We start from the raw sequence: 25,929 nt of genomic DNA, 5'->3' as shown, positions 1-25,929 counted from the left end.
CTCTCTCGTTACTGCCTGCTTGGCCCGTTTACGTCCCTTGCGGGACACACTTTCTTTCGCGCACCTGGGGTGCCTGGTGGACTCCGTCCCATAATAATGTTGGCGGGACACAGATTGTGGTTTTCTGAGACAATTGTTTGGAGTTTACTTAGACCCCATTTTTCTCCTACGGAACACGTCGGGAGAGGATTGCCTTAGAATAGTGATTGAATGTTACCCCTCGGCGAGGATATCCATTACACCGCGAAATAAGGCTGTCGCCTTATTTGATGAATCGGGAGAACGGTTCTCGGCTAATACCGCTACTGTATAACGCGGGGCTTTCAGAGGCCCGTATCCTGCAAACCACTGGTTGTTCCGCTTGATGCCCTCTCTGAGGGTCTCAGCAGTGCCTGATTTGCCCGCGACCTGCCATATGCCTCTATTGATTGACCGGCCTGTTCCGTTAGTGACAACGGCTTCCATGCCTCTTAAAAGCGCATGTGCTGTCTTGGTCGTTATACGGCCATAACGGGAAGAGGAATTCATGCGAGGCAGCACCGCCATTCGCTGTCCATTAGCATAACGAATCTCACTTACAAGACGCGGTTCCATCACTTGTCCACCATGAAGCAGCGTCAATACCAGATTAGCCGCCTGCAGAGGCGACATGGTGACATCGCGCTGACCGATTCCTGTTTGCGCCAGCTGCCCGCCGTCCCGATGATCGGGAAACGCTGCGAACAACGCCCCCGCTTCTTCCTCCTGCAGCAGCCTCAGCGGCTTTCCAAGCGGCGCGAAGGGTCGGGGATCATACCAGCCAATCTTGCGGCCAATCCCCAGCTTGTCCGCTGTCACAGCCAACTGGGCAGGCGTCAACCGTTCGGCAATTGTCGCAAAGGCAACATTGCAGGATTGGGCTAGAGCTTCACGCAGTGTAAGTCGGCCATGTCCCCCCTCCTTCCAGCAGTGGAGGCCATAATGACCGTAATCCCCATCACATTCGAACACTTCCCGCTCCTCCGTCAGATCTGCTTCCAAAGCAGCTGCGGCGGTAACCAGCTTGAAGATGGATCCAGGCGTTGTCGCTCTGACCGCATGGTTAGCCATGTCGGTTCCTGTTTTTTTCAAGGAATCCGGCGCAAGCAGCGGCCGCGAAACCATGCTGACAATATCGCCCGTATGGGCATCCAGCACGACGACCGCCCCTTCACGGAGACCATGCGCATCGGCATATGCCTCAATCTTGTTTTGCAGCGGCAAATCCAGAGTCGTAACAACCTTAAGGGGATAATAGGGGTTATCCGGACTGGTTAATCGCATATCCAATCCATTAAGCGGCTTGTCCGAACCATCGGTGAAAAAAGAGACTGAAGTTGCACCGGTGCCCCGGAGCAAGCCGTCCAGCGACCTTTCCAGGCCTGCTCCGCCCACCTGATCGGTCAGCTTCATCTTACGCTTGCTAAGTTCACGCTCGTATCGGGTTTGAAGCAGCTCGGGATGCTGACTGATGTAGCCGATCGCGTGCTTGGCATCGAACCCGGATGGATAACGGTTCCGGTAAGGCAAAATACGGACGCCGTCCAGCCTCAAGCCGCTAATGGTATCCAACTGCTGCTTACTGAGCTTATGCGGTGCAGACTCGCCCGCCACCTGCCAGAATGACGGCGCCTTCAAGCCTTCCATCCATACCTGGAGCTTTCCTGTACTGACACCCAGCGCGGCTGCCAGCTTCTCAATTTCAATCCGCTGCTGCCCGTGATTCCGAATTTCCTTCTGCACAGGAAATACCGCCAGTCCTTGATACGACTCACCAGTCAATGCCAGCCCGCTGCGGTCCACAAAATCTCCCCGCCCGCTGTCAAGAAGCAGCCCCCGCTCCCGCTGTGCGACCGCCTCCCGCTTCCAATTCACACTGCGGCTGGTAGCCGGAGCGGCTGGCATCAGCTGCAGCCAGGCAAGCCGCAGCACAAATATCCCAAGCACAGCGCTCATACCCAGCAGAACGATAAAAACACGCCGATTCCTCCTTATCCGGCGTTCCCTTCCGTTCATCGATTTCCCTCCTCATGCATGACGCTGAACTGCCCGTTACAGGGCAGAATTCGATAATACCTCCTATTATCTCCTATTGCAGCCGTTTCATCCTATGCCGGACAAAGAACCTCCAATGCCAAGATCGAGGAAAAATAAAGAGCCCGCCATTCAGCGGGCCCATCGTCATTGTTATTTAATACCCTTGCAGCTAAAATAATCAAGCAGAAAGCTTTGAAATACTTTGGCTACAAGCGGCAGCTTTTCGTTGGAACGATAGATCAGACCGATCGTTCTCGTCACAGTTGGTGATTTCACCCTGACTTTGACGGGCTGCAAAGGCCCTGAGGGGTACAACGCCATTTCCGGAAGCAGGCTGACTCCCATCCCGGCAGCGACCAGACCGCGAATTGTATCGGTCTCTTCCCCCTCAAACCCGATATGGGGCGTGAAGCCCGCTTCCCTGCAGGCATCCCATACAATCGGACGCAGAGAGTACCCCTGGCTGAACAGCACAAAATTCTCATCCTTCAACTGAATCAAATCGATAATATCTTCTCCGGCCAAATGATGGTTCGGCGGGAGAATGGCGAACAATTCTTCCGTCAGTACCGTCTCTCCTGTAACTTGACCATGCTGCTCGGGAAACGGCGATACGAAAGATAAATCAACTTCGCCCTTAATCACGTCCCGGATCAGTGAAGGATACATCCCCTGCTTAAAGCGGAAGGTGACATTGGGATGCAGCTTCCGGAACGTCGAGACGATTTCGGGAATGAGAGAAAACCCGAGACTATGCGGAAAGCCCAGCCTGATCTCGCCTTTCTCGGGGTCAAGAAATTCATGCACATCCGAAACAGCCCGTTCCAAATCAGCCAAAATCACTTCGGCTCGTTTCAAGAAAAGCGCCCCCACCGGAGTCAGCTGCAAATTGCGTCCCTTTTGTAGAAACAGCTTTGCACCAAGCTCCTGCTCCAGCTGATGGATTTGGCGACTTACCGCCGATTGTGCGACATGCAGCTCTTCAGCCGCCTGCGTCACATGTTCTTTTTTGGCTACTTTAACAAAATAATGCAGCTGTCGAAGCTCCATGAATTCCCTCTTCTCCTTCGTTCCCGTCCGTCCGTTTAGTAACGTTTTCTTTTATTGATGGTATACCAGTCAAATCCATAAGCCAGAACAAACCCGGCAAACAAACCGCCTATATGAGCCCAAATACCAATTCCCGGTACAAAAACGGAGTATATAAGACCAAATATCAAGATCACATAGACCGTTTTGCGGGATGCCTCATCCAGTGATTTCTTCATCAGGGCCAGATAAAGATAGGCGCCATAAATGCCGTAAATCGCTCCGGAAGCACCTGCTCCTGCCGTCTGAGCCTCCGCTATGGCGCTGAACAGATTGCCGACAATTCCGCTGATCAGATAGAACAGCGAGTAATGGATATGCCCAAGCATCTTCTCCAGCGGAGGAGCAAAAATCAGAATGGCAAACATATTAAAGAACAAATGCTGAAAACCAAGATGAAGAAACACCGCCGTCACATAACGCCAAGGTTCTTCCAGGGAGAAATAATTCTCATAGGGATCGCTGTAAAATATGCCCCGCTCGAGCAGCGCATGGTTGCCGCTGAGCTCATCGATCAGAAATACGAGCAAATTCAGGGCAATAATAATCGCTGTGACCGGATACATCCGCAGATAGCCGCGAAAGCTTTCATATCGTAGAAAGATCATCCTTTTCCTTCTTTCTCATATATTGGACAACAGCAATTCATTATGATTATAATAAATTTGTTATGAAACATACAATTATTTAGAAGGAGGACGTTTTCCAATGGCACAAGAACGCACAGGCGTGGCTACCCTCAAAGGAAACCCGCTTACACTGATTGGCCCCGAACTGAAAAAAGGTGATGCAGCACCAGATTTTCAACTGAACAAATCATTGGTGGATGTCGTCTCATTAAAAGATTTCGCTGGCAAGGTTAAACTCGTCAGCGTTGTTCCCTCCATCGATACCGGCGTATGCGACGCTCAAACCCGCCGTTTCAACGAAGAGGCTGGCAAGCTCGGTGATCAAGTGGTCGTACTTACCGTCAGCGTCGACCTTCCGTTTGCCCAAGCGCGCTGGTGTGGAGCTGCAGGCGTTGAGAATGTGGTTATGCTGTCCGACTACAAAAACAACAACTTCGGTGAAGCTTATGGCGTACTGATTAAAGAACTTCGCCTGGATTTCCGCAGCATCTTCGTTATTGACAGCAATGATACCATTCAATACGTTGAAGTGCTGGGCGAAATGACCGAGCATCCAAACTATGAGAACGCAATTGAAGCGGTAAAAGCGCTCGTATAAATTACATACGGGTGAACAGGTGCGATGGTTGCGCGCCAATTCACAACAAAAGCGAGAGAAGGATTTTTCCTTCCTCGCTTTTTGTTTATATACCAGATGTTTTATAAGCAGCAAGCTTCTTGTCAATCGTTCTGTAAATATCAAGAATCGTACGATAATTGGAACCTAGATCGCCGAGTGAACCCCGTGAAGCCGAATAGATATCAATAGCGGATGTAACCGGATTCACACCAATCACCGACACGGTAATGTCCATGGTTCGCCCCGTCATAGTACGTTTTTCGAGAACAATTTCTCCAACGGAAACGACCTCATGCAGTACTTTGTAGCCCTGCATTTTCTTCAATAAGGAGACAACTTCCTCCCACGCCTTATCCTTCGACAACTTGTAAAAATGGGATTTTAGCAATGGATCTTTCGCTTTATCGCCAGTCAGCTCATGACTGCGCAGCAACCCTATCAGGGTTCGCTTCAACAAAGGTGATCTCCCCCTCTAACGTCTATGTATGCTAACCAATATCATAGCATAATTCACACATTAAAAAAAAGGGGCTGCCCCCTTTTCTTGAAATATCAGCAAGGACCAGACAACGCGTCATTCCTACCTGATATCATTATTGGGAAGAAAGCAACTATGCCATATCAGGACGCTTCAGCCGCTTCTTCTTAATTTTGGAAAAAAACCCGCTAATGCCGTCCGACCCGCTTGCTTCTGAACCCGCTCTCGCAGGTGGGTGTCCGCAGGAACGTTTTTGAGGTCCCCTTTCGAGGGCATGTCAGCCGCGTTCCGATCTAGGTCTCCCGGGAAACAGCCATTGGTTCAAAACAACGTAAAGCCGTAACGAGCAAAAGCAGGATGTACTCATTATTATAGAGGTTTTTGAATCAAAAGTAAACGTAAAGCAGCTGCTAATTTAGGGAGCAATCGCTAGCTGTCCTTTTTCACTTCTTCATTGAGATTCATCAATTCAGCCTCAGCTTCGGCTTCAGCGGCTTTCTCCGCCTGCAGCTGCAGCTTGGTATAAATCTGATAAAAACCCCAGAACGAAATGGCCGCAACGATACTGCCTGTGAAGAAAGGCACCAGGAACATCAGCTTAGGCGAACTGAAGCTGATATAAACGACTACGCCGCACATGATGGCGGTGGACAATGAGCGGAAAGGACGGCCGATAGTCAGGAGCACTGCGTTCTTGAGCAGTTGAAACGTCTTCATATGGTAATGGACGACCATAGAGAAGAAGTTAAACAAGGAAACGGCAAGCAAGGCCATGATTGCAATGAATAAATAAGAAACCAGCTGAAGATACTCCAATTCTTTCAAGTATACCTGGAAATCAACAATCAAAATGGCGAACAAAATAACATACAAAATGCCGCCTATCATGCTTTGCAGATAGCTTTCCTTGTAATTCCGGAAAAATGTACGCAGAAGCGGGGCGTCCACTTCCCCCATCACCCACTTACGGGCAACTCCGAACATAGCCGCCGTCGCCGGAAACAACGTAAAAGGCGCTATGATACTCGACAAGACAACACTGCTCAAAAATTGATCGGTGTTCTGAGCCATAATGACTGGAAAGATCAAGAAAATATACGGTATAGAACATAAAATCCACAATACATTCGTAACCGATAATCTCATGATCCACTCCGAGATCTTGTACAGCCCGCCCATTAAGCCTCTCATTTCCATGATTGCCTGAATCCCCCTAAAGGCGTTTTTCGCAAGAAAACGCTGCATCGTAAGTATGAGCCTTGGCGTTTCCGTAAGAAACGTGTACAGCAAGCGATTTCATTATTCTATATAACTATATAATAGGTTGCCCCTAATCGCCAACTCTTCATTCGTGCAACCCTTATTACGAATCCATATTTTCCATTAAAATCAAGAAAAATGGGGCTACCCGCCCGATTGCTCGGCTATACGGATAGCCCCGGTTAACCATTAGTTGCGGTTGAAGTCCTCTGAAGATTGACGCGAACGGCGAGTATCGCTGCTGCTGCTGCGTCCCTGTGAGGAGCCTCTGCTTCCGCCTTGGCCATCACGGTCGCTGCGGTTGTAGCTGCTTCCGCTGCTGCTCCCGCCACTGCGGCTGCCGCCGTAGCCGCTGCGGCTATCGCTGCTGCGACCGCTGCTGCTTCCGCCGCGGGGACCGCTGCCAGTGCGGTTGCCGCCGCCAAAAGGTCCGCCGGAGAAACGACGGCCGCTCGAACGGACATCCGGTCTGCGTTTTTTAGCACGGATAGGATCTTCCGGTGTCAGCTCGATGCTGACATCCTTCTTCTCACCCGTGATCAGCTTGATGGCTGCTGCAAGCAGGTTGACGGAATCATATTGCTCCAGCAACTGGATCGTGATCGCTTTGAATTCATTGATCGTATCGCTCTCAACAAATTCAAGAATCCGTTCAGCCGTCAGGCGCTGTTTGCCTTCAATCGCTTCCGCAATGCTCGGCAGCGGCTTCTTGGCAATTTTGTGGCGCGTGACTTTCTCAATGAAATGCATGTGGTCAATTTCACGCGGAGTGACGAATGACCATGCTGTTCCTTCTTTGCCCGCGCGGCCTGTACGGCCGATCCGGTGAACATAGCTCTCCGGATCCTGCGGCAAGTCGAAGTTGATGACATGCGTTACGCCCGAAACATCAAGACCGCGCGCAGCAACGTCTGTTGCAACAAGTACATCGATGCTGCCGTCACGAAATTTGCGCATGACGTTATCACGTTGATTCTGTGACAAGTCGCCATGAAGCCCGTCAGCGGAATATCCGCGTTTTTGCAGGGCTTCGCTAAGCTCATCTACCCGGCGCTTGGTGCGTCCGAAAATGATCGCCAATTCAGGTGATTCCATATCAAGCAAGCGGCTCAGTGCGTCAAACTTCTGACGTTCATGAACTTCAATGTAAGCCTGCTCGATCAGAGGCGCACTGATCTGGGTCGGAACGACGGAGACATGTTCCGGATTTTTCAGAAATTGCTGTGCCAGCCTCTGGATGTTAGCAGGCATCGTAGCTGAGAACAGCATGGTGTGGCGATTCTCAGGTACAAGAGAGAGGATTGTGGTAATATCCTCCATAAAGCCCATGTCGAGCATTTCATCCGCTTCATCCAATACGACAGTTTGTACATCGTCCAGTCGAATGGTTTTGCGGTTAATATGATCAAGCAACCGTCCGGGTGTTCCGATAATGATTTGCGGCTTCTTTTTCAAGGAGCGAATTTGTCTTCCGATCTCTTGTCCACCATATATCGGCAGCGAACGAAGACCTTTGTAACGGGTAAGCTTTCCGATCTCTTCCGAAACTTGAATGGCAAGCTCGCGGGTCGGGGTCATGATTAATGCGACGATACGCTCTTCGGTTACCGGAATCTTGTTAACGAGCGGGATTCCGAAGGCGGCCGTTTTGCCCGTTCCTGTCTGAGCTTGACCGATCAAATCGGTACCGGTCAGCGCAATTGGAATGGCTTTTGATTGGATGGGAGTGGATTCTTCAAACCCTAGCTCCGTGATGGCTTGCAAAACTTTAGGTTCCAAGCCGAATTCAGCAAATGTTTTCAAACTTTTTCAATCTCCTTCTATCTGCACTCTACAGAAAATATACAGTTCATTATAGCACAACATCTTGCATGAATACCAGTAAGTCGAAAGTACGCATACTATTTACACACACAATCCCCGCGGCAGCAGCGAAAGGACTTGATGTCAAGCGCATGCAAATAAGAGGTGAATCACAACAGATGAAGAGACTCCGCACGGCGATTGTCATGCTTCTGAGCTCGGCCCTGATTGCCTTTGGCTTCAACCAGCTCCTTATTCCGCTGAAGATGATCAGCGGAGGCGTATCAGGAATAACCATGATTATCGGCTATGCCACGGGCTTCAATATCAGCTGGCTTTATTTTGTGCTCAATATCCCTGTTTTGATCTGGGGCTGGAAGATCCTTGGCCTTCGTTTTGTCGGCTGGAGCATCTTCTCTGTCGTTACGACTACTATTGCCATCCAGCTTATTCCTACTGAGGCGGTCGTGAATGATCTGACGCTTGGAGCTGTCTTCGGAGGCGTTGTGGTGGGCTTCGGCAGCGGGTTGTCGCTTCGCGAAGGCGCTTCAACCGGAGGCTTCGATATTGTTGCGACCATTTTGACCCGTAAACGGGATTTATCGATCGGCATGCTTATTTTTGTCATGAACGGGAGCATCATTATTGCGCTTGGTTTGTTGACTGGCGACTGGGATGCCGCCCTCTATTCGCTGCTTTCCATCTTCACAACCGGCAAAGTCATTGACCTGATCCACATCCGCTATGTCAAGATTACCGCCTTCATCATCACCAACTGCGCCCAGGAGCTGCGCAAGGAGCTGCTGCCTCTGCAGCGCGGCATTACCGTTATCCGAACCCGCGGCGGATACACGGATGCGGAGAGGGACATGCTTATGACTGTAACAACCCGCTTCGAGCTGCCGGAACTAAAAAGAATTATCCAAAAAACGGATCCGGCCGCTTTCGTGAATATCGTCGAAACCTTGGGTATCATGGGGGATTTCCGCAGAACCTAACCTAAGATAGCGTTGTTTGTCTCCTGCTGCAGAAAGCGCGGCAAATATGGAATTTTCCGTATACCCCTAGGTTTTTCGCTTCGCTGCTGTTATAATAATGCTACCCCGCAGATTTGGTTCTTGCCATACGTTTTTGCCCTCCATTACGATGAAAGGGTGATGCTTGATGGATATGGAAACGGTCAAACTGTTGATGATTGTGGAAAAGCTGGTTCCAGAGCTAGTGCCTTTTCTCACGGAGCGGGAATTGAACCTGAATATTGTGCTTCGGGACGGACTGTCATTACTGGAACCGGGAGATGCGATGGAAATCGTGCAGCACAGTATTGTTGAGCATCAAAAAGCAGTGTACTTGCATTAAAATAAAGGCGGCGGGAACGTATTTATACGTTCCCGCCTTTTTTTTTGCCCGGCGCCGATTAGATCTTCTCCAATTGCTTTAATATCCTACAAAATACCTCTGTGCCTCTTTCTATAACTGAATTATAATTAAATGTACAGAGCCAAATGGGAGAGAACACAATGGATGCCATTATTTCAATTATGCTGTTATTGTTTCATGTTTTATCCGGAGGAACGGCTCAGAGCGGGCAAGAGAGTGCTTCCACTTGCCAACTGCTAACCACTTTATTTGCCGGTCAGGGTCCCGTGCAAACGGGTCAGGGTGCACAAACCGGAACTGGTGCTTCAAGCGGGGCAGGCACTACGGATTCCTCCACCGGTTCGATTCTGGCGAAGAAAGACCCTCAGCCGGATGCTCCCAAGGTAAAAGGCGTCTATGTGACGGCCTACAGTGCCGGCGGCGAGCGGATGGAAACGCTGCTCAAGCTGCTCGACAGTACCGATTTGAACAGTATGGTTATCGATTTGAAGGATGATCTGGGCAATATTACATACCCTACGGAAAATCCGGAGCTTCTGAGGCTGGGCTCGCCCAAGAAGTATATCCGCGATATCTCCGCAATGATGGATCGTTTGAAGCAGCATAATGTCTATCCTATCGGCCGGATCGTTGTTTTCAAGGATACGGTGCTCGCCACCAAGCATCCGGAGCTTTCCTTTCGCCAAAAGGACGGAAGCATCTGGAAGAACGGCAACGGGGACAGCTTCGTTAATCCTTATATGAAGGAAGTATGGGATTACAATATCGAAGCCGCCAAGGAAGCCGTCAAGCTCGGCTTCAAGGAGATTCAATTTGACTATGTGCGTTTCCCCGAGGGCTTTGAGAATAAAGCGGATTCCCTCGTATTCCAGCACACAAAAGAAAGCCGCGTCGATACCATCGCCGCATTCGTCAAATATGCCAAATCACAGCTGGAGCCGCTTGGCGTCCGCGTATCCGTGGACATTTTCGGTTACGCCGCCTCGGTCCCGGCAGCCGAAGGAATCGGTCAGGATTTTGTTAAAATTTCCAAGCATGTCGATGTGATCTGCCCGATGGTGTATCCCAGTCATTACAGCACAGGATGGTTCGACGTGAAGGACCCCGACAAGGATCCATATGCAACCATTAAAGGGTCCATGGCCGATACGCATAAGAAGCTGGATCCGATCGGTTCCTACAAGCCGGTTATCCGGCCGTGGATTCAGGATTTCACCGCCAGCTGGCTGGGCAAAGGCCACTACATCCAATACGGCAAGGAACAGGTGCAGGCGCAGATTAAAGCGCTGCATGATTCCGGAATCGATGAATTTCTGCTCTGGAACGCAGGCAACAAATATACGGCTGGTGTGGATTATAAATAAGAAAAAACGGCTCAGCTGCCTAAGGGCAGCTGAGCCGTTTTTTACACCTGATACATAAGCAAAGTTTGGCATTCCTGTGCTTATTCTATAAGAATGCCCCGCACAGCCAGCAGCTGTGAAAATGAAATTTCACAGGCTGCCAGGCTTTTTGCAGGGCTTTTTTAACTATAAGGGCCGTCTAATTTGTTAATCCTTGAGAAGCTTCTCAGCCAGCTCCAGAAAATACTTAACGGCGTGATGAATGCGAAGCTGAACACCCTCTGAAGCAGGTGCGCCGTCAGGGCCAAACTCACGCTGCGCTCCGCCCACCGAGATCCATTCCGGGCAGTTGATTCCGTGCACATTGCGGACAATCGTCTGCAGATGCTGCAGCGAATTGACTCCTACCGCACCGCCTGCCGAGCTGATGGACAATACGAGCTTGCTGTCAAATTGCTCTGCGCTGAGAAAATCAAGAGCATTCTTCAGCGCGCCGGAAATACTGCCGTGATACTCAGGCGTACTAAGCACAATTGCATGGGCCTCAAGTACAGCCTGGCGCAAGGATATTACCTCTGGAACCTGGACAGCATCATCCGAGCAATAAATCGGAAGACGGTGCTGATGCAGATCCACCATATTAACCTCGTGACCCTGTTCTTCCATCAATCCAGCCGCATATCGGGCCGCTTTTGTGCTTGAAGCTCCAGCCCTGGTGCTTCCCGCAATAATAACAATTTTCATATAAGTATCTCCTTTGATTCAATGAAATCATTAAGGCTTGCTTATTGGGACAAGCGCAATGCGAGATTGTACAGATCCATGTTAAAAGGCTTCTTCGTATTTACCACTTTATCGATATCGGTTACAGTCAGTTCTCCGCGGATGATGCCGCAGCCTTTGCCTGATTCGCCTTCCATGAGCATGCGTACCGCAAAGTCCCCCAGCTGACTGGCTAGAATCCGGTCATTATGCGTCGGGTTGCCGCCGCGCTGAACATGACCCAGAACGGTAACGCGCGGATCTACGTCGCAGCGCTCTCTTATCCCCTGGCCGATCTCTTCTCCGGTGCTGGCCCCCTCTGCTACGACAATAATACTATGCCGCTTGCCTGACAGGAAATTTTCCTTCATCCGGTCTGCGACCTGATCGATGTCAAACGGCACTTCAGGCACGATGATCGTTTCCGCTCCGCTCGCAAGTCCGGCGAACAATGCGATGTCGCCGCAGCGCCGGCCCATAACCTCAACGACTGAAGAACGCTCATGCGAGGTCATCGTATCACGGAGCTTGTTAATGGCATCAACCACGATGCTCACCGCAGTATCGAAGCCGATGGTGAAATCGGTGAACGGAATATCATTATCGATCGTTCCCGGCAGTCCCATCGTCTTGATGCCGAGCTTGCTCAATTTGTTCGCCCCTTGGTAGGAGCCATCGCCTCCGATTACAACAAGACCGTCAATCCCGCGGTCACGCAGCACTTCCGCTCCCCGCTGCTGACCTTCCGGGCTTAAAAATTCCTTGCATCTTGCCGTCTGCAGAATCGTTCCTCCGCGCTGAATAATATCTCCGACGCTGCGCAGATCCATTTGCCGCAAATCATTGTTTAACAGCCCCTGATATCCCCGCTGAACGCCATATACCTCCAGACCATGGTACAGCGCACTTCTTACCACGGCGCGCACCGCCGCATTCATGCCCTGCGAATCTCCGCCGCTTGTAAGTACGGCAATCGACTTGACTGCTGACATTTCAATCCACTCCCTGTCTCTTATCTATATCTTAAGTTTGCCGCATTCTGATCCAGACGCTGTTCCCCCAAAAAAATAATCGTGTAAGAGGACTTCGTCTCATCAGATGTTTGGAAACGCGACGTACGTCCGGCTGTTCCCGCACCTTCGGATCCGACAGGTACAAGGCGAGCAGTCCTTCAATAATCATGGTATGAAACTGCCTGCACGGCAGCGCCTGCACATCCTTGCGCGCCTGTGCTGCAATCTCGCCGATTCTCTCCACAAGCTGCGACTGATCTTCGTAATAATTGCAGAAGTTCAAATCCCCGCCGATACGGTCTTCTTCCTGGTCGATTAAATAGTCCAGCATAATGTGAAGTCCGCATACATGAGGAAAATAGGCGTCCCGGATCAACAGGGCATCCTGCTTCGCAAGCCCCTCCTCGGAGCCCGCAAGAAAAAGAACAAACATCCCGAGTGTGGACCCTGTGGCAGCAGCAAATTCGTTCCACTGCAAATGGGGGACCTTCTGGCTGTGCTTCTCCCACCACCCCAGCAGCTCGGGTTCACGGCGGTTTTTGACAATATGCTTGTACACCTGTAAATCGCCATAGAGGCCGACCAGCTCGGAGACAGGCGACTGAACGCTGCTATAGGAAGGAAGCTGCCGGATGCAGCTCTGACAGGTCTGCACGAGCCCGTGCAAATACCCCCCATCCTCCCGTTCATTGCGCAATGCGTAATAATCACGCAGGGGAGCCCCGGGATCAACCGCATCCAGCATCGCCTGATGCAGCAGCCGAAAATCGCCCTCGTCCTGCGATGTGCTGCGGTCACACAGATTATCCAAATAATCGCTGATCGTCTGAAGCGCTACGATAAGCGGAACGAGTACATGCCGCTGCTGAAGATTGGCGGCGGCGTAGATTCCTCCACCCTCGCAATGAAATTGCTTGTCTCTCATACTGGCGAGCGCTTGTGTCCGCAGTTCGTCATCGGGTATCTGCCCGGCAATCATCCTCAGCCGTCCAAGCTCGGCCCTAACCTCGGGAAGTACATATTTATACACCCGGTACATAAGCGAAACGGGTGTTTTCGGTACATGACGAGCGTGCGCCAACATTTTCATTCAAGCGCCCTCCTTGAACCCTTCCTTCAGAAATGGCTCCGCGTCTCAATCTCCTGATTGATGCGATACCAAATATGCAGATCATTAATCCGGCTTGCAAGCTCCGCGATTTCTGAATTGATGCAGCAGGAAGTCTCGAAATCTTCTTCCTCGTATAATTCCGCCTGTTTCACATTTATTAACCGTTCATAAGCAAAGACACGATCCGGGATCGTGCCGCGAATAATTTCCCATTGCGTAACTATGGATGAGCGCACTTGTTCACTATAGCTTTCCCATTCCTGATTCAGTTCAGGCAGTGCGATCCCAAGGCGTTCGTTCCATATAAAAATGTCATCCACCATAGAAAACCTCCAACCACTAATGTACCATTTCATAACGCACAAATCCAGCGCGAAAACATGTTCGTGCAGCCCGTTTCCACCACCCGGAACAAGGCGGAATCTTGCAGCCGCCCACAATTTTAATCGAACGGCAAGCTTGGAGCCTCTACGTCCTGTTCATCCATGCTATACTGTTTACCATAATAAATAACATCAGGGAGACGAGTCAAAAATGATTCAACAGCCGGGCACAGTTACGATGGGACAGCTGTGGCGCTTTTTTTTACCGCTTGGCATTTCAGCAAGTCTCGTAACGTTGTCGCATGTCATCATTAACAGCACGTTATCGCGAGCGGACAACCCCGAACAAATTATTGCCAGCTATGCGATAGCCATGAGCCTGCTCATTATAACCGAACGGCCGGCCGTACTGCTGCGGCAGACAAGCTCGACGCTAGTAAGGGATAAACGTTCCTTCCGGTCCATGCTGCTTGTCGGACAAGCCGTGTTCGGAGCCATCATGGCACTTGGCCTGCTCATCTGCTATACGCCGCTTGGCGTCTGGATCTTCCAGGGGGTGTTCGGGGCTGATGAGTCGCAGGTTCCCGACATCATAGATGTTTATCAGGTGCTGATGTTTGTGAGCTTGTTCTCGGGGATCCGCTGCTTGTATCAGGGCGTCATCATTTATAATCTGCGGACCAAATGGCTGACCATCGGGATGAGCGTACGCCTGCTGGGGATGTACGGATTATCGTTGTATTTTATCCATACGGGGGTGCACAGCAGCTCGGTAGGAGCGGTTATTTTCCTGGTCGGCATGATCATGGAGGCCGCTATGAGTTACGCAGAGGGACGCCTGCTGGTCCGCCAGATGCCCAATGAAGCGGAAGGACACACCATTAAGTCGGGCAAGCAGGTGTTCTCTTTCTATCGTCCGATGCTGTTCTCTACCTTTCTCGCTGTGTGGATCGGCCCTTCCATTAATGCATTTCTGGGTAAAACCTCCGACGCTGCGCTGGCCATAGCTTCCTTCGCGCTCGCTGCGAGTCTCGTGCAGCTGGTCACCAGCTTTTTCAGTTATTTTCATCAAATCGTCCTTAATTTCTATCGAATTGACCGGGATGCGGTCCGCCGCTTCACGCTGGCCTTCGGCTTCATTCCGCTGGCGCTTGTAAGCAGCATCGCCTTCCTGCCCTTAGGCGACTTTATCGTCGGCGATATCATGGGGGTGCAGGGAAAATTAAAGGAAGAGACGCTCCGGGCATTAAAGCCCTTCGCTCTGTTCGCCCTGGCCATGCCCTGGCTGGATATGTTCAACGGCATCATCATGGTGCGCGGCCATACGCGGGTGATGCTGGGCTCGCAGGCCTCCAATCTGCTGTTCACCGTCACAACGATTGTTCTGCTGGTGTCGCTTGCGCCCGGCTGGAACGGAACAATCGGCGCCTGCGCGCAATCTGCCGGCCTCGCCGCTGAATGCGTTTTTGTTGCATTGGCGATCAGGCGAGGCCGCAAATCAAACCGGATTATAGCCGGAAAAGTATTGGATATGGAGTGACACACACATCATGAATTCATCAAACCCGGTTCTCACTGCAGCCGGACGGTCGCAATCCGCAGCAAAAGAAACCCTTATGCTCCGCATGTTCAGTTTTGCCATGTTTATGACACAAGCCATTGTCGTATCTTATTTACCGCTTTATTTTCTGGATCATGGCTATAACGCCTCCCAGATCGGTATTATCTATTCAATCGGACCGTTTATATCGATATTTTCCACTCTTCTGTTCGGAGCGGCCAGCGACAAATACCGTACGCTCAAAAAGATTATGACCGTCATTCTGTTCGGCCAGCTCGTGATGCTCTCGCTCCTGTTCACGACCCAAACCTTCACAATAGTCTGTGTCATTATGCTGGTCTTCTATTTCTTCCAGACGCCGATGAACCCGCTGAGCGACAGCCTGATTTTGTTGTCCAGCCAATATACAGGCACCCCTTATGCGCTAGTCCGTATTTTCGGTTCGCTGGGCTTTGCCTTCATGGCGTTTTGTATGGGGCAGCTGCTGAGATTTACGGGATCTTGGGCAAGTCTGCTGGTCGGCGTATGTACGATAACAGTCTCCTTCTTGCTTTCGCTGGGGCTGAAGGATTATCAGGGCTCGCTCAAAAAGATGGATTTCTCCGGTTTGTTCAAAATTCTGCGAAAACCCGATATCGTTATTTTTTTCGTGCTGATTCTCGTTATCTCCATTTCGCACCGGATGTATGAGGGGTTTCTGGCAGTGACGCTCAGGCAGATGGGAGCAAGCGATTCCCTCGTCGGGGTGGCCTGGCTCATATCGGCGGTCAGCGAAATTCCGGTTTTCTTCCTGCTCGGCAAATATGGCCACAAGTTCAAGGAGCTTCCGCTGCTCGCAATCGCAAGCCTCATGTATGCGATCCGCTTCTGGCTGGTCAGTGAGATCCAGTCGCCGATCTGGATTATCCCCGTGCAGGCAATGCACAGCATCACCTTTGGCATCTATTTTACGACGGCGCTCAGATACCTCTCCACGATCATTCCCGATGAGTACCGCTCTTCAGGACAAGCCGTATTTACCGTGGTATGGGCTGGCATCGCCGGCATTATCAGCGGCACGGTGGGCGGCCCGATCTTTGATCATTACGGAAAAGGCGCCTTTTTCCATATGGCGATGATACTGGCCTTGATCGCGGCGGCAAGCTTTTTGACCAAACATATTTTCTCCCGCTCCAGCGTTTAATGCCAAGCTGCTGCAAATTCAAATGAAACGACCCTGGTTCCTTGATGAATCGGGGTTATTTTCTGATTTACCCGCTGCACTAAAATCATTTTCTTGGGACGCGTTTCCCCCATGGTTTAAATACCGACAATATAAACAATGCCAGAAGAGACAACAGCTGCATGATGATGCCATTGATCAGAAATGCCCGATTCACCAGAAAGTCTGATTGGCCAAGAGCATTCAGTCCGTCTGCACCGGAGATTGCTGCGGCTTTTAAGCGACCACATATATATGCCTGCCATGCCCAAACCGATTGAAGCCACCGTCAGCAGCAGCTTGGCGATAATCCAGTAATATTTGAGCAGCCCCCAATGAGTAAGCAGCGACAGCAGAACACCGGTGACAACAGCACCGATTGTAGAGGCCCGGATCGATGTCTCGGCCAGTAGCAGCATGCTGGCGTAGCACGCCTTCAGCACCCCCTCATCGGAAGTAGAAGCCGCAACCAGACTCAAGATCAGGAAGGCTACCGTCACGCCAAGCATAATGGCGCTAAAAAGCAGATGGAGCGTCAGCAGCCACTTCTTTGTAACTCCCGAAATTCGATGCATGTCCTTATTCATCTCCTTCATTCCGCATGCTTCCCATTGTAGGATTCAGTTCTTGATTCCTTCTAAATAAGTTCTAAACAAAGTATAAAAAAAAGCCCTTTCCGGCTGTTCGCGCAATCAAAAGCCGCGAAGCCGGAAGGGGCTGGTTTGAACTATAAAAGCAGTAACAAGACGAGCCGTATTTGAACAATCGGAACAATCAGAGTCGGTCCGGTGAACTTCTATTCATCCTCATCGATTTCGAAGTTGGCAAAAACGTCCTGCACGTCTTCATTGTCTTCAAAAGCGTCCATCATCTTGAGCAGCTTCTCGGCATTCTCGCCTTCCGCTTTGATCGTGTTTTGAGGCAGCCAGCGGACAGCGGCGCTGCTGAACCCGTAACCGTCATGCTCAAGCGCCCCTTTCACCCGCTCAAACTCCTGCGGGTCGGTGAGAATTTCATAGCTGTCGTCATTCACGATAACATCCTCCGCCCCGCCTTCGAGCGCCATCATAATCATCGTATCTTCATCGGTGTCATTCTGCTCCCGGTCAATGACGATCAGCCCTTTCTGATCAAACATATAGGCGACGCAGCCGGACTCCCCCATGTTGCCGCCACGCTTGTTGAAGATGGAGCGGACATCCGCAGCCGTACGGTTGCGGTTATCGGTCAAACAGCGCACCATAATGGCCACGCCGCCGGGGCCATAACCTTCGTACATGATTTCTTCGTAATCCACGCCATCTGTACTTCCTGCCGCCTTCTTGATGGCGCGCTCGATATTATCAACCGGCATCTGCTCGGCCCTTGCCGCGGTTATCGCCGTTTTGAGAGCAAAATTGGATTCCGGATTAGGTCCTCCCTTGCGGGCATGTACATAGATTTCGCGGGCGAGTTTGACAAATTTATTATTTTTAGCCTGGTCGGCCTTGCCTTTGCGGTCTTTAAACAACTTGAATTTCATTTTCAAATCGCTCCCCTTAAGGTGAATTCCAAGACTCATTTTATCATCATGCAAGCCTCGGGGTCAAAGCACTCGGGGCATTGGCGCAAGCAGCCTGCGAACATCCCAGGCCTCCCATAAGAAAAACCCGACAATAAATTGTCGGGTTTTATATACGTTGGGACATGTGTTTGTGCGATTGTGTCCGATCCTACAACTTCACGACGTTGGCAGCTTGTGCTCCACGATTGCCTTCAGTGATATCAAATTCTACAGCCTGACCTTCATCCAACGACTTGAAGCCATCTCCTTGAATTGCCGAAAAATGTACGAATACATCTTCTCCGCCTTCGACTTGAATGAAACCATAGCCTTTCTCTGCGTTAAACCATTTTACTGTTCCTGTCAATTGAACAACCTCCTAAAATAACGTCATTAAATGACGTGTGTTTCCATTATACACCTAATATGGGGCAGTTGCAATTACATCCCGATAAACAATCCGCTCTCGGAGCCGGGAATAAAAGGAAGTCCGGTCCGGAACAATTCCGCCTTTCCGTCTTCGGCCTGAATCATTTCAAGAAGCGCATCCAGATGCGGGTATATCTCCCCGCTTAGAGACATCAGGGGATAGATGCGGATGCCTCCTCCTGGACGGCAAACCCGCATCATCTCCAGAACCGCTTGCCTATGGAAAGCAAAATCAAATTGTTCTTCGTATAAAAACAGAAAGTGGCTGCACAGAACAAGGGAGAAACGCCGGTCCGCAAAAGGCAGTGCCGGAAGACTTCCAGCCGCATAACATCGCGCTCTGGCCTCAGGTTCACCGTAATGGGCGGCAAACCGTCCAAGCGACTTCTCGCGCCCGGCTCTGTGATTGCTCATATTGCCGTAATAGGACATATCGAACTGATCTGTAAGACCCTGAAGCTTAGCCGTCGAGAGGGATATTTCCGCCTCGGCTTCGGTGAATAACACAGCCGGGTCAAGCGCATACCGCGGATCAACCGCCATCGCCTTGAAGCCCAAGCCGCTTGCATCCGCTGTGAAGGACGAACCGCCGGATGCAATGTCAAGAATTTCTCCTGCCTTGAGCTCATCCTCAGACAAATCAAACATCCTCACATATTCGTCAAATCCCCGGCATGTCACTGCAACGCCGACCTGTTCATACCTTTTCTTCATCGCTCTTCTCTCCTCTGCTCGGCTCATCTCAACTCAAAACCCGGCTAAATGCTCTCTTCCCACTTCAAAACCAGGAGTATCAAGTACTCCGCTAAAAAAGGTGAACAAATTTTATCACGAAACTTATTTGATTTCTACCCCCTGTATTCGCTATGATTGATGGATACGCCACTATGCTGGAGGGAATGTACCGTATGTTTAAGAAAGTACAAATTTATAAAACGGACAAGTATAATATGCTGAACGTCGAGGTTCAGGGGAAAACGCTGATCGTCCGGGAAATTTCCGATCAATGGGGCGAGGAATGCCACACATTCGTCAGCCGCCCGGAAATGCTCCACTGGGCCGAGAACCGCTTTAAGCCCGAGAGCTTTGAAGGCCGCGAGGAAGAGCTTGCAGCGATTATGGAAGGCTTCCGCTCTGTCTAGTGCAGATGCCGGGGCATGTTTCTTCCTGAAGGATTGAAGGAAAATTCATCCTGTATATCGAAGACATACAAGGCAGGTCATAACCAGCCTGCCGGCTGAATAGGTTGTGCGGAGGGAGCTTGAAAGAAATTGGATACGACAGCTACGATTATTTTTATCGTCGCGGCTTTTTCGCTGGGCATCCTGATCATTATGCAGCGCAACAACATACCCGCGAGCCTGCGAAGAGGCCTCGCAATCGCCGCAATTGTATTTATCGCGTTTGCTTTTTTCCTGATTGTTTATAGTTTAACTACGATGGGGTCATAACGAGACTGTTCGCGGGCAAGACTAGATGCAGACTGTACCTAGGAGCGTGAACCTCAATCATGAAGTGGCTTCCCATTGTATTGTCGCTGTCCCTGCTGCCCGCCAGCAGCGTGTCCTTGCACCTGCCCGCTTCTGTACCCGCAGTTCCGTCATCTATTAATCAACCGAGGGGGATTCCGATGAACCACGTACCCAAACGTTCCGAAACCACGCCTGAGAACAGCTGGAAGCTGGAAGATTTGTTCGAAAGCCAGTCTGCATGGGACAAGGAATATTCGCACGCGAAGGAACTGATGAAGAAAGTCAATGCCTTCGAAGGCAAGCTTGCCGACCCCAAACAAGTGAAAAGCTGCTTTGAGCTTGAGGATGAGCTGTCGCAGCATGTGGAGCGGCTCTATGTGTATGCCAATTTGAAGCATCATGAAGATACGGCTGAGGCCGAATTCCAAGCTTTATCCGAGAAATCCAAGAAGCTCAGCGTCGAAACAGGAGAAGCGTTGTCCTTTATAACGCCTGAGATTCTCAGTCTCTCCGATGCCGATCTCGAAGCAATGATCAACAATTCCGATTTGGCCAAATACCGTCATACGCTGGAAGAAATGCGCCGGGAGAAAGCCCATATTCTATCCAAATCCGAGGAAGCTCTCCTCGCTGCGGTCGGGAATGTGAGCCAGGCGCCAGGCACGATTTTCAGCATGCTGAACAACGCAGATCTCAAGTTCCCCAAGGTCAAGGATGAGAATGGCGAAGAAGTGGAATTGACGCAGGGCCGTTACATACAGTTTCTGGAAAGCAAAAACCGCGAGGTTCGCAAGAATGGCTTTAAAGCCATGTACGACACCTACGGCAAGTTGAAAAATACGCTCGCTTCGACGCTCAGCGCGAATGTGACCAAGAACATTTTCTACTCGCGCGCCCGCAAATATCCGTCTACCCTGGAAATGTCCCTCTATGGCGACAACATTCCCAAAGAGGTGTACACCAACCTCATCGATGCCGTGCATAAGCATCTGCCGCTGATGCACCGCTACATGGAGCTGCGCAAGAAGCTGCTCAAGGTGGATGAGCTTCATATGTATGACCTGTTCGCTCCGCTTGTCGATGAATTCAAGATGGACATCAGCTTCGAGCAGGCCAAGGAAACGGTCAAAGAGAGTCTTGAACCGCTGGGCAAGGACTATCTGCAGGTGCTGGATAAAGGCTTCCAGGACAGATGGATCGACGTTTACGAGAATGAAGGCAAACGCAGTGGCGCCTACAGCTGGGGCGCTTACGGCACGCATCCCTATGTGCTGCTCAATCATAAAGACAATCTGAACAGCATGTTCACATTGACGCACGAGATGGGCCACGCGCTTCACTCTTATTATTCCGACGGCAATCAGGATTACCGCGATGCGCAGTATACAATCTTCCTGGCCGAGGTCGCTTCAACGCTCAACGAGGCGCTTCTAATGGATTATATGCTGAAGAAATCAACCGATCCGAAGGAAAAAATGTACCTGCTCACCTATTATGCGGATCAGTTCCGGACAACGGTTTTCCGTCAAACCATGTTCGCCGAATTCGAGAAAATCATTCACGAGAAAGCCGAGCAAGGCGAATCGCTGACCCCGGATCAGCTCAGCAAAATCTATTATGAGCTCAACAAGCAGTACTACGGCCCGAACATGGTCGTGGACAAGGATATCGAAATGGAATGGGCCCGTATCCCCCACTTCTACACGAGCTTCTATGTCTATAAATATGCGACAGGCTTCTCTGCAGCCACCAGCTTCTCGAAGCAAATTCTCGAGGAGGGCGCGCCTGCCGTGGACCGTTATCTCGGTTTCCTGAAAAGCGGAGGCAGCGATTTCTCCATCAATATCCTCAAGAAGGCCGGCGTCGACATGTCCACGCCTGAGCCGATTGAGCAGGCCATGAGCGTATTTGAAGAGCTTATCGCGCAGATGGAAGAATTGACGAAGTAAGAACGGCTCGCCGTGTTATCTATTATGTATTCATCAAAAAGAAGTCCCTCCGTTTAATGGTGGGACTTCTTTTTGATGGTGCTATGGTTTTTGAATTGACTCTTCAGTATGAACAGCAGGCCTTAGTCCTCCGGTGGATACAGAACGATTCGTCCTTCCTCCATCTCCACCCGCACCTTGTTTTTCTCCTTGAACTCATCCGCCTGCAGGTAATTGGCAGGAATCTGCAGACGCCCCGCCTTGTCGATCACGGCATATTCGACATGGCTTGCTTCCTGCTTGAATAACCCGCCCCTCTCAAGCTCCGCAAGCTCCTCCGCGTACGATTGGCGGCGGATGATCTCTGAAGAAGTCTTGCCGTCGCGGATCGCCACAACACGGTCAACCTTCCGGGCAAGCAGCGGGTCATGCGTGACAATAACGATTGTTATGCCGATCTTCCGGTTCAGATCCCGGAACAGATCCAGAATCTGATCCGACATCCGCGTATCCAGCGAGCCCGTAGGCTCGTCGGCGAGCAGCAGCTTCGGTTCATTAGCCAGCGCTATGGCTATCGCCACCCGCTGCTGCTCGCCGCCTGAGAGCTCGCTTAACCGGTTCTTGATCCGGTGGCTGAGTCCAACAGCATCAAGCAGCTCCAACGCGCGCAGGCGCTTGCGGCGGCCTTTGAGCAGGATGGGAAGCTCCACGTTCTCCAGCGCCGTCAGATAGGGAATCAGATTGCGGGCATTGCTCTGCCAGACGAATCCGACGGTTTCGCGCTTGTATTTGACCAGATCGCGTTCCGCGAATTTCAGCAGATCCTGATCATTGACGAGCAGCGTACCGGCTGAGGGCCGGTCAAGGCCGCCCAGCATATTGAGCAGTGTCGATTTGCCGCTGCCGCTGTTGCCGATAATCGCCATCAGCTCGCCAGCCTGCACATGCAGGTCAAGCCCCTGCAGGGCGACAACTTCAAGATCGTCTGTCTTATAAATTTTGACAAGTCCATCGCAATGGATCATAAGCTTAATCCTCCCCAAGCTTAAGCGCCTGCGTAATTTTCATTCTGGAGACCCTTACTCCGATGACGATGAGCCCGATGAGCATCATCACGCCAACCACGCTGTACAGCTGTACATAATCGCTGAGCTGATGAATAATCTCGAACGGCGGCACCTGCTCCGCGGCGCTGAAGGACAGCTGGAACAGCGGAACGAACAAGTCGCTCACCGTATTTCCAATCCACACGCCCATGAGAATGGCCGCTGCCGAGGTGAGCAGCTGCTCGCTGAGCAGCATGCCGATAATCTGCATGAACGAGATGCCCATTGCCCGCAGAATCCCGAATTGCAGCGTGCGTCCGGCCAACGTCAGCACCCAGAACAGCAGAAAGCCGAAGAAGCTGATCATCATCGATATGACAAAACCAAGCGTCATGACGCCATTGATGGCAAGCCGGAATGGATCATTTTTGGAGCGGATCAGCTGCTGATTGGCATCCACCAGCTCTTCGACAGGGATGTCCTTCTTTATCAGGTCGTCATAAATCACTTTGCTGGTTGCATCTTCCTTAAGCTTGATCCACACCTCGTACGGCTCCAGAGCCAGATGGTTCTGGATGTAGGATAGGTGCCCGACAATCAGGTTTGGCAGCCGGACATTTTCATCATCCTGATCTTCGCTGACACCGCCAACGGGCAGCGGGTTCCAGCCCGGCCAATAATCAATGATGCCATACACGGTAAACCCGGCGTTGTCCAATCCGCTCCATTTGACAGATATGGGATCGCCCGGCTTCACCTGGTACTTGTCCGCGATTGATCTGGAGATCAGCACTGCCTTCGGATCGGAAGCAATCAGGTTCAGATAGCTGTTGATGTGATGATCAAGCAGCCCGCTGCGCATCCAGGCCACATTGCCAAAATCAAGGGTATCAATTCCGTATAGCGCAGTTGCGCTGTCCCCCCCGCTTGCACTGAAGCTGGCATCCGGTTTGCGGAATACGCGTGCCGCCTTGTCCACCCCAGCCAGCTCCGTCATCTGGATAAAGGAGGGCTCGGTGTAGGTTATGACTTTCGGCTTTGCGGCCGCATCCTCGGGGGACTCGGCGCCTCCTGGCCCGCCTGACATTGCGGGCGGGGGAGCATCGTTATCCCAGTGGATTTGCAGTTGAATATCCGATCCGGTCGTATAGTGAATCGCATCCTCCATATTTCCGTTGATGGTCCTCGCGGCATTGGCGCTGAACAGTCCCATGGCAACGGTCATAATCAGAAACACCTTGATCGTCAAATACTGCGAGGACGAGCGGCTGATCTGCAGCAGGGTGGAATAGAGAGCGGGGGTCCACCACCTTCGCCCTATCCAATAAATCAGCTTAATCAACCAGGGATAAATACGCAGCAGCAGCAAGCCGCAGCCAAGCGCAAACAATGCCGGCATAAAGAACAAGAGCGGGTCGACCTGCAGCGCAGTAGGATCAAGCGCAAGCTGCTGCAGCTGATCCAACCGCTTATTGAAACCGACAAGCAGATAAATCGAAACCGCCAGCAGAATCAGGTCGATGCCTGTTTTATGCCAAAAGGACATTTTGCTGGAGCGGGCGAGCTGCTGCTTATGTCCGACAATCGAAATCCGCGTTGCCAGAAATGCCGGAACAAGAATCAGGATAATCGAACCGACCACAGCCGCAGCCGCAACCTTGTATGAGGCACTGTTTAAGGCTACATCGAGCGACGAACGCTGCACAAACTCCAGGAAGCCGTTGGAGGCTCCGAGAATCTTCGTGAAATACACGCCCACGAACGGTCCGACCAACAGGGCCAGCAGCCCCAGAATCACGCTTTCCACGGTGAACACCAGCATGATCTGCAGCCGGCTCGCTCCGCGGCTGCGAAGGACTGAGATCTCCGTCTTCTGCCGCTCGATGATGAGATTCGCCGCCATATACAGATAGAAAGCGAGCATGAACATCACCGGCGAGTACAGCGACCACAGCATGATGTCGAGCTTTTCCTTCTTTTCCGTGTACGACTGGATGGGATTCTTCGCCGGAATATCGACCGACGCAATGCCAAGACGCATCGTAAAATAATTGGTCATCGCCTGGCTTTGGCCCGTGAAATTGGCGATATCATCGATGTTCAGCTGCTCATAATCAAGCGAATACTGCCATGTAATGCTGGAGAGCTTGAGCACGCTTTCCTTCTGGACAAAATCCTGCTCGAAACGTTCGAACGGTATGTAGAACGATGAGTTATAACTCTCCACGTTGAATTGGTCGTAGATATTCTGTGGACTGCTCTCAACCAGCCCCACCACCAGCACCCGGATTTTCTCACCGGTGTCTTTGTTGGTATAAACAAACTCATGATCCAGATCCCGCTTCAGATCAATAATAAACTTCTGCGTGACGACAGCTTCATAAACCCCGTCGCTGCGGCCCGGATCGGGAAAACGCCCATCGATCAGGCGGACGCGCTTCTCCAAATCGGTCAGAGTCCGGAAGCTTCCGCTGACGTTCATTTCCTTCAGCTCGCGCTCAGAGCCATCCGCAGGAAACACCCGGAAGGACTGTGTGGACCTGGACACCAGGTAAGACTGGGCATCCAGTCTGAAACGCCTTGGCGCATTTTCCATATAACGGTCCGCCTGGGCAATCATGTTCCGGGTTTGATCGAAAGTCCTTTCACCCGGAGATACCGATGTAGCCGCGCGGATATAGCCGGGGTAAATATTCTGATCCTTTTGCAGCTGCTGCAGCTCCTTGGTGAGCGTACGCTGGAGTATGGCATGGGAGTATAAGGGCATAGAGCTGAACAATGCGACACAAATCGTCAAGCCGAACCACAAATTTAGCTGAAGCCAACGATTCTTCGCCATTTTGCGAAAAATCATCGTCCATAAGGCCATCGTCGTTTCACCTCT

General features: G+C 51.2%; 25 protein-coding genes and 1 other RNA gene. 9 read left to right on the top strand and 17 right to left on the bottom strand.

From position 1 onward, the window contains the following. Positions 1-213: 213 nt before the first annotated feature. The 3 genes from AC0YNV_RS15315 to AC0YNV_RS15305 all read right to left on the bottom strand — a co-directional run bounded on the left by AC0YNV_RS15315 (position 214) and on the right by AC0YNV_RS15305 (position 3,752). Complete coding sequence (locus AC0YNV_RS15315) at positions 214-2,034, bottom strand: peptidoglycan D,D-transpeptidase FtsI family protein (protein ID WP_475768812.1); 1,821 nt, start codon at positions 2,032-2,034, stop codon at positions 214-216. Between the two features lie 171 nt (positions 2,035-2,205). Beyond that, positions 2,206-3,105 carry a glutamate biosynthesis transcriptional regulator GltC gene (gene gltC, locus AC0YNV_RS15310; protein WP_475768811.1) on the bottom strand — a complete coding sequence of 300 codons (900 nt, stop codon included), beginning with the start codon at positions 3,103-3,105 and terminating at the stop codon, positions 2,206-2,208. A gap of 35 nt (positions 3,106-3,140) precedes the next feature. After that, complete coding sequence (locus AC0YNV_RS15305; protein ID WP_475768810.1) at positions 3,141-3,752, bottom strand: rhomboid family intramembrane serine protease; 612 nt, start codon at positions 3,750-3,752, stop codon at positions 3,141-3,143. A gap of 100 nt (positions 3,753-3,852) precedes the next feature. On the opposite strand from AC0YNV_RS15305, the gene tpx reads away from it, so the two are divergent. Then, entirely contained in the window at positions 3,853-4,371 is a 519-nt protein-coding gene (gene tpx / locus AC0YNV_RS15300) for a thiol peroxidase (RefSeq protein WP_475768809.1), read from the top strand. 85 nt (positions 4,372-4,456) lie between these two features. Here tpx and AC0YNV_RS15295 read toward each other — a convergent pair whose 3' ends face one another. The 4 genes from AC0YNV_RS15295 to cshA all read right to left on the bottom strand — a co-directional run bounded on the left by AC0YNV_RS15295 (position 4,457) and on the right by cshA (position 7,933). Then, the gene (locus AC0YNV_RS15295; RefSeq protein ID WP_210046931.1) at positions 4,457-4,849 is read right to left on the bottom strand and encodes a DUF1499 domain-containing protein; all 393 of its coding nucleotides are present in this window, start codon (positions 4,847-4,849) and stop codon (positions 4,457-4,459) included. Between the two features lie 199 nt (positions 4,850-5,048). Further along, a non-coding RNA gene (gene ssrS / locus AC0YNV_RS15290) (6S RNA) lies at positions 5,049-5,232 on the bottom strand. Positions 5,233-5,299: 67 nt separating this feature from the next. Next, positions 5,300-6,067 carry a YesL family protein gene (locus tag AC0YNV_RS15285; protein ID WP_210046930.1) on the bottom strand — a complete coding sequence of 256 codons (768 nt, stop codon included), beginning with the start codon at positions 6,065-6,067 and terminating at the stop codon, positions 5,300-5,302. A gap of 252 nt (positions 6,068-6,319) precedes the next feature. Then, positions 6,320-7,933 carry a degradosome RNA helicase CshA gene (gene cshA / locus AC0YNV_RS15280; RefSeq protein WP_475768808.1) on the bottom strand — a complete coding sequence of 538 codons (1,614 nt, stop codon included), beginning with the start codon at positions 7,931-7,933 and terminating at the stop codon, positions 6,320-6,322. Between the two features lie 179 nt (positions 7,934-8,112). Here cshA and AC0YNV_RS15275 point away from each other — a divergent pair, with 179 nt between their 5' ends. The 3 genes from AC0YNV_RS15275 (at position 8,113) to AC0YNV_RS15265 (ending at position 10,677) form a co-directional block, all read left to right on the top strand. After that, complete coding sequence (locus AC0YNV_RS15275) at positions 8,113-8,931, top strand: YitT family protein (protein WP_210046928.1); 819 nt, start codon at positions 8,113-8,115, stop codon at positions 8,929-8,931. A 166-nt stretch (positions 8,932-9,097) separates the two neighbouring features. Then, positions 9,098-9,292, top strand: a complete 195-nt coding sequence (locus tag AC0YNV_RS15270) for a hypothetical protein (protein WP_210046927.1) — start codon at positions 9,098-9,100, stop codon at positions 9,290-9,292. 161 nt (positions 9,293-9,453) lie between these two features. Next, complete coding sequence (locus tag AC0YNV_RS15265) at positions 9,454-10,677, top strand: putative glycoside hydrolase (RefSeq protein WP_475768807.1); 1,224 nt, start codon at positions 9,454-9,456, stop codon at positions 10,675-10,677. A 186-nt stretch (positions 10,678-10,863) separates the two neighbouring features. Here the strand turns inward: AC0YNV_RS15265 and AC0YNV_RS15260 are convergent, their stop codons facing one another. From AC0YNV_RS15260 to AC0YNV_RS15245, 4 genes are read right to left on the bottom strand one after another with little or no spacing between them, the layout of a single operon-like run. Next, a complete protein-coding gene (locus tag AC0YNV_RS15260) occupies positions 10,864-11,400 on the bottom strand; it encodes an NADPH-dependent FMN reductase (protein ID WP_475768806.1) in 537 nt (178 codons plus the stop codon). Positions 11,401-11,441: 41 nt separating this feature from the next. Beyond that, positions 11,442-12,410 (bottom strand): 6-phosphofructokinase, encoded by a 969-nt coding sequence (gene pfkA, locus AC0YNV_RS15255; protein ID WP_475768805.1) that lies wholly within the window; start codon positions 12,408-12,410, stop codon positions 11,442-11,444. Positions 12,411-12,441: 31 nt separating this feature from the next. Continuing rightward, positions 12,442-13,521, bottom strand: coding sequence for a tetraprenyl-beta-curcumene synthase family protein (locus tag AC0YNV_RS15250; protein ID WP_475768804.1), 1,080 nt, complete (start codon positions 13,519-13,521; stop codon positions 12,442-12,444). Between the two features lie 26 nt (positions 13,522-13,547). Further along, complete coding sequence (locus AC0YNV_RS15245; protein ID WP_475768803.1) at positions 13,548-13,865, bottom strand: hypothetical protein; 318 nt, start codon at positions 13,863-13,865, stop codon at positions 13,548-13,550. Between the two features lie 211 nt (positions 13,866-14,076). Between AC0YNV_RS15245 and AC0YNV_RS15240 the strand changes: the two genes are divergently transcribed. Together AC0YNV_RS15240 and AC0YNV_RS15235 are read left to right on the top strand one after the other, a co-directional pair. Then, complete coding sequence (locus tag AC0YNV_RS15240; protein ID WP_475768802.1) at positions 14,077-15,405, top strand: multi antimicrobial extrusion protein MatE; 1,329 nt, start codon at positions 14,077-14,079, stop codon at positions 15,403-15,405. 10 nt (positions 15,406-15,415) lie between these two features. Continuing rightward, complete coding sequence (locus AC0YNV_RS15235) at positions 15,416-16,609, top strand: MFS transporter (RefSeq protein WP_475768801.1); 1,194 nt, start codon at positions 15,416-15,418, stop codon at positions 16,607-16,609. Between the two features lie 116 nt (positions 16,610-16,725). On the opposite strand, the gene AC0YNV_RS15230 is transcribed toward AC0YNV_RS15235, so the two are convergent. From AC0YNV_RS15230 to AC0YNV_RS15215, 4 genes are all read right to left on the bottom strand, one after another. Then, positions 16,726-17,202 carry a hypothetical protein gene (locus AC0YNV_RS15230; RefSeq protein WP_475768800.1) on the bottom strand — a complete coding sequence of 159 codons (477 nt, stop codon included), beginning with the start codon at positions 17,200-17,202 and terminating at the stop codon, positions 16,726-16,728. A gap of 221 nt (positions 17,203-17,423) precedes the next feature. After that, the gene (locus tag AC0YNV_RS15225; RefSeq protein ID WP_210046919.1) at positions 17,424-18,149 is read right to left on the bottom strand and encodes a YebC/PmpR family DNA-binding transcriptional regulator; all 726 of its coding nucleotides are present in this window, start codon (positions 18,147-18,149) and stop codon (positions 17,424-17,426) included. A 190-nt stretch (positions 18,150-18,339) separates the two neighbouring features. Then, the gene (locus tag AC0YNV_RS15220) at positions 18,340-18,537 is read right to left on the bottom strand and encodes a cold shock domain-containing protein (RefSeq protein ID WP_188993153.1); all 198 of its coding nucleotides are present in this window, start codon (positions 18,535-18,537) and stop codon (positions 18,340-18,342) included. Between the two features lie 74 nt (positions 18,538-18,611). After that, the gene (locus AC0YNV_RS15215) at positions 18,612-19,313 is read right to left on the bottom strand and encodes a methyltransferase domain-containing protein (RefSeq protein WP_475768799.1); all 702 of its coding nucleotides are present in this window, start codon (positions 19,311-19,313) and stop codon (positions 18,612-18,614) included. Between the two features lie 194 nt (positions 19,314-19,507). Between AC0YNV_RS15215 and AC0YNV_RS15210 the strand changes: the two genes are divergently transcribed. The 3 genes from AC0YNV_RS15210 to pepF all read left to right on the top strand — a co-directional run bounded on the left by AC0YNV_RS15210 (position 19,508) and on the right by pepF (position 22,020). Further along, the gene (locus tag AC0YNV_RS15210) at positions 19,508-19,741 is read left to right on the top strand and encodes a hypothetical protein (protein ID WP_210046917.1); all 234 of its coding nucleotides are present in this window, start codon (positions 19,508-19,510) and stop codon (positions 19,739-19,741) included. A gap of 129 nt (positions 19,742-19,870) precedes the next feature. Beyond that, entirely contained in the window at positions 19,871-20,050 is a 180-nt protein-coding gene (locus AC0YNV_RS15205; RefSeq protein WP_210046916.1) for a hypothetical protein, read from the top strand. Between the two features lie 179 nt (positions 20,051-20,229). Beyond that, complete coding sequence (pepF, locus tag AC0YNV_RS15200) at positions 20,230-22,020, top strand: oligoendopeptidase F (RefSeq protein ID WP_475768939.1); 1,791 nt, start codon at positions 20,230-20,232, stop codon at positions 22,018-22,020. A gap of 122 nt (positions 22,021-22,142) precedes the next feature. On the opposite strand, the gene AC0YNV_RS15195 is transcribed toward pepF, so the two are convergent. Next, the gene (locus AC0YNV_RS15195) at positions 22,143-23,024 is read right to left on the bottom strand and encodes an ABC transporter ATP-binding protein (RefSeq protein ID WP_475768798.1); all 882 of its coding nucleotides are present in this window, start codon (positions 23,022-23,024) and stop codon (positions 22,143-22,145) included. A 4-nt stretch (positions 23,025-23,028) separates the two neighbouring features. Continuing rightward, positions 23,029-25,914, bottom strand: a complete 2,886-nt coding sequence (locus AC0YNV_RS15190) for an ABC transporter permease (protein WP_475768797.1) — start codon at positions 25,912-25,914, stop codon at positions 23,029-23,031. Positions 25,915-25,929 lie beyond the last annotated feature (15 nt).

The organism is Paenibacillus sp. JT31N11, assembly GCF_056269285.1.
Note: the sequence above shows the minus strand (reverse complement) of the source record. Positions and strands in the feature narration are given on the sequence as shown.

Excerpts from the sequence above, each read along its gene's own strand:
- AC0YNV_RS15315 (WP_475768812.1), bottom strand. The coding sequence starts at position 2,034 with ATGAACGGAAGGGAACGCCGGATAAGGAGGAATCGGCGTGTTTTTATC.
- gltC (WP_475768811.1), bottom strand. The coding sequence starts at position 3,105 with ATGGAGCTTCGACAGCTGCATTATTTTGTTAAAGTAGCCAAAAAAGAA.
- AC0YNV_RS15305 (WP_475768810.1), bottom strand. The coding sequence starts at position 3,752 with ATGATCTTTCTACGATATGAAAGCTTTCGCGGCTATCTGCGGATGTAT.
- tpx (WP_475768809.1), top strand. The coding sequence starts at position 3,853 with ATGGCACAAGAACGCACAGGCGTGGCTACCCTCAAAGGAAACCCGCTT.
- AC0YNV_RS15285 (WP_210046930.1), bottom strand. The coding sequence starts at position 6,067 with ATGGAAATGAGAGGCTTAATGGGCGGGCTGTACAAGATCTCGGAGTGG.
- AC0YNV_RS15275 (WP_210046928.1), top strand. The coding sequence starts at position 8,113 with ATGAAGAGACTCCGCACGGCGATTGTCATGCTTCTGAGCTCGGCCCTG.
- AC0YNV_RS15270 (WP_210046927.1), top strand. The coding sequence starts at position 9,098 with ATGGATATGGAAACGGTCAAACTGTTGATGATTGTGGAAAAGCTGGTT.
- AC0YNV_RS15265 (WP_475768807.1), top strand. The coding sequence starts at position 9,454 with ATGGATGCCATTATTTCAATTATGCTGTTATTGTTTCATGTTTTATCC.
- AC0YNV_RS15260 (WP_475768806.1), bottom strand. The coding sequence starts at position 11,400 with ATGAAAATTGTTATTATTGCGGGAAGCACCAGGGCTGGAGCTTCAAGC.
- pfkA (WP_475768805.1), bottom strand. The coding sequence starts at position 12,410 with ATGTCAGCAGTCAAGTCGATTGCCGTACTTACAAGCGGCGGAGATTCG.
- AC0YNV_RS15250 (WP_475768804.1), bottom strand. The coding sequence starts at position 13,521 with ATGAAAATGTTGGCGCACGCTCGTCATGTACCGAAAACACCCGTTTCG.
- AC0YNV_RS15245 (WP_475768803.1), bottom strand. The coding sequence starts at position 13,865 with ATGGTGGATGACATTTTTATATGGAACGAACGCCTTGGGATCGCACTG.
- AC0YNV_RS15240 (WP_475768802.1), top strand. The coding sequence starts at position 14,077 with ATGATTCAACAGCCGGGCACAGTTACGATGGGACAGCTGTGGCGCTTT.
- AC0YNV_RS15235 (WP_475768801.1), top strand. The coding sequence starts at position 15,416 with ATGAATTCATCAAACCCGGTTCTCACTGCAGCCGGACGGTCGCAATCC.
- AC0YNV_RS15230 (WP_475768800.1), bottom strand. The coding sequence starts at position 17,202 with ATGCATCGAATTTCGGGAGTTACAAAGAAGTGGCTGCTGACGCTCCAT.
- AC0YNV_RS15225 (WP_210046919.1), bottom strand. The coding sequence starts at position 18,149 with ATGAAATTCAAGTTGTTTAAAGACCGCAAAGGCAAGGCCGACCAGGCT.
- AC0YNV_RS15215 (WP_475768799.1), bottom strand. The coding sequence starts at position 19,313 with ATGAAGAAAAGGTATGAACAGGTCGGCGTTGCAGTGACATGCCGGGGA.
- AC0YNV_RS15210 (WP_210046917.1), top strand. The coding sequence starts at position 19,508 with ATGTTTAAGAAAGTACAAATTTATAAAACGGACAAGTATAATATGCTG.
- pepF (WP_475768939.1), top strand. The coding sequence starts at position 20,230 with ATGAACCACGTACCCAAACGTTCCGAAACCACGCCTGAGAACAGCTGG.
- AC0YNV_RS15195 (WP_475768798.1), bottom strand. The coding sequence starts at position 23,024 with ATGATCCATTGCGATGGACTTGTCAAAATTTATAAGACAGACGATCTT.
- AC0YNV_RS15190 (WP_475768797.1), bottom strand. The coding sequence starts at position 25,914 with ATGGCCTTATGGACGATGATTTTTCGCAAAATGGCGAAGAATCGTTGG.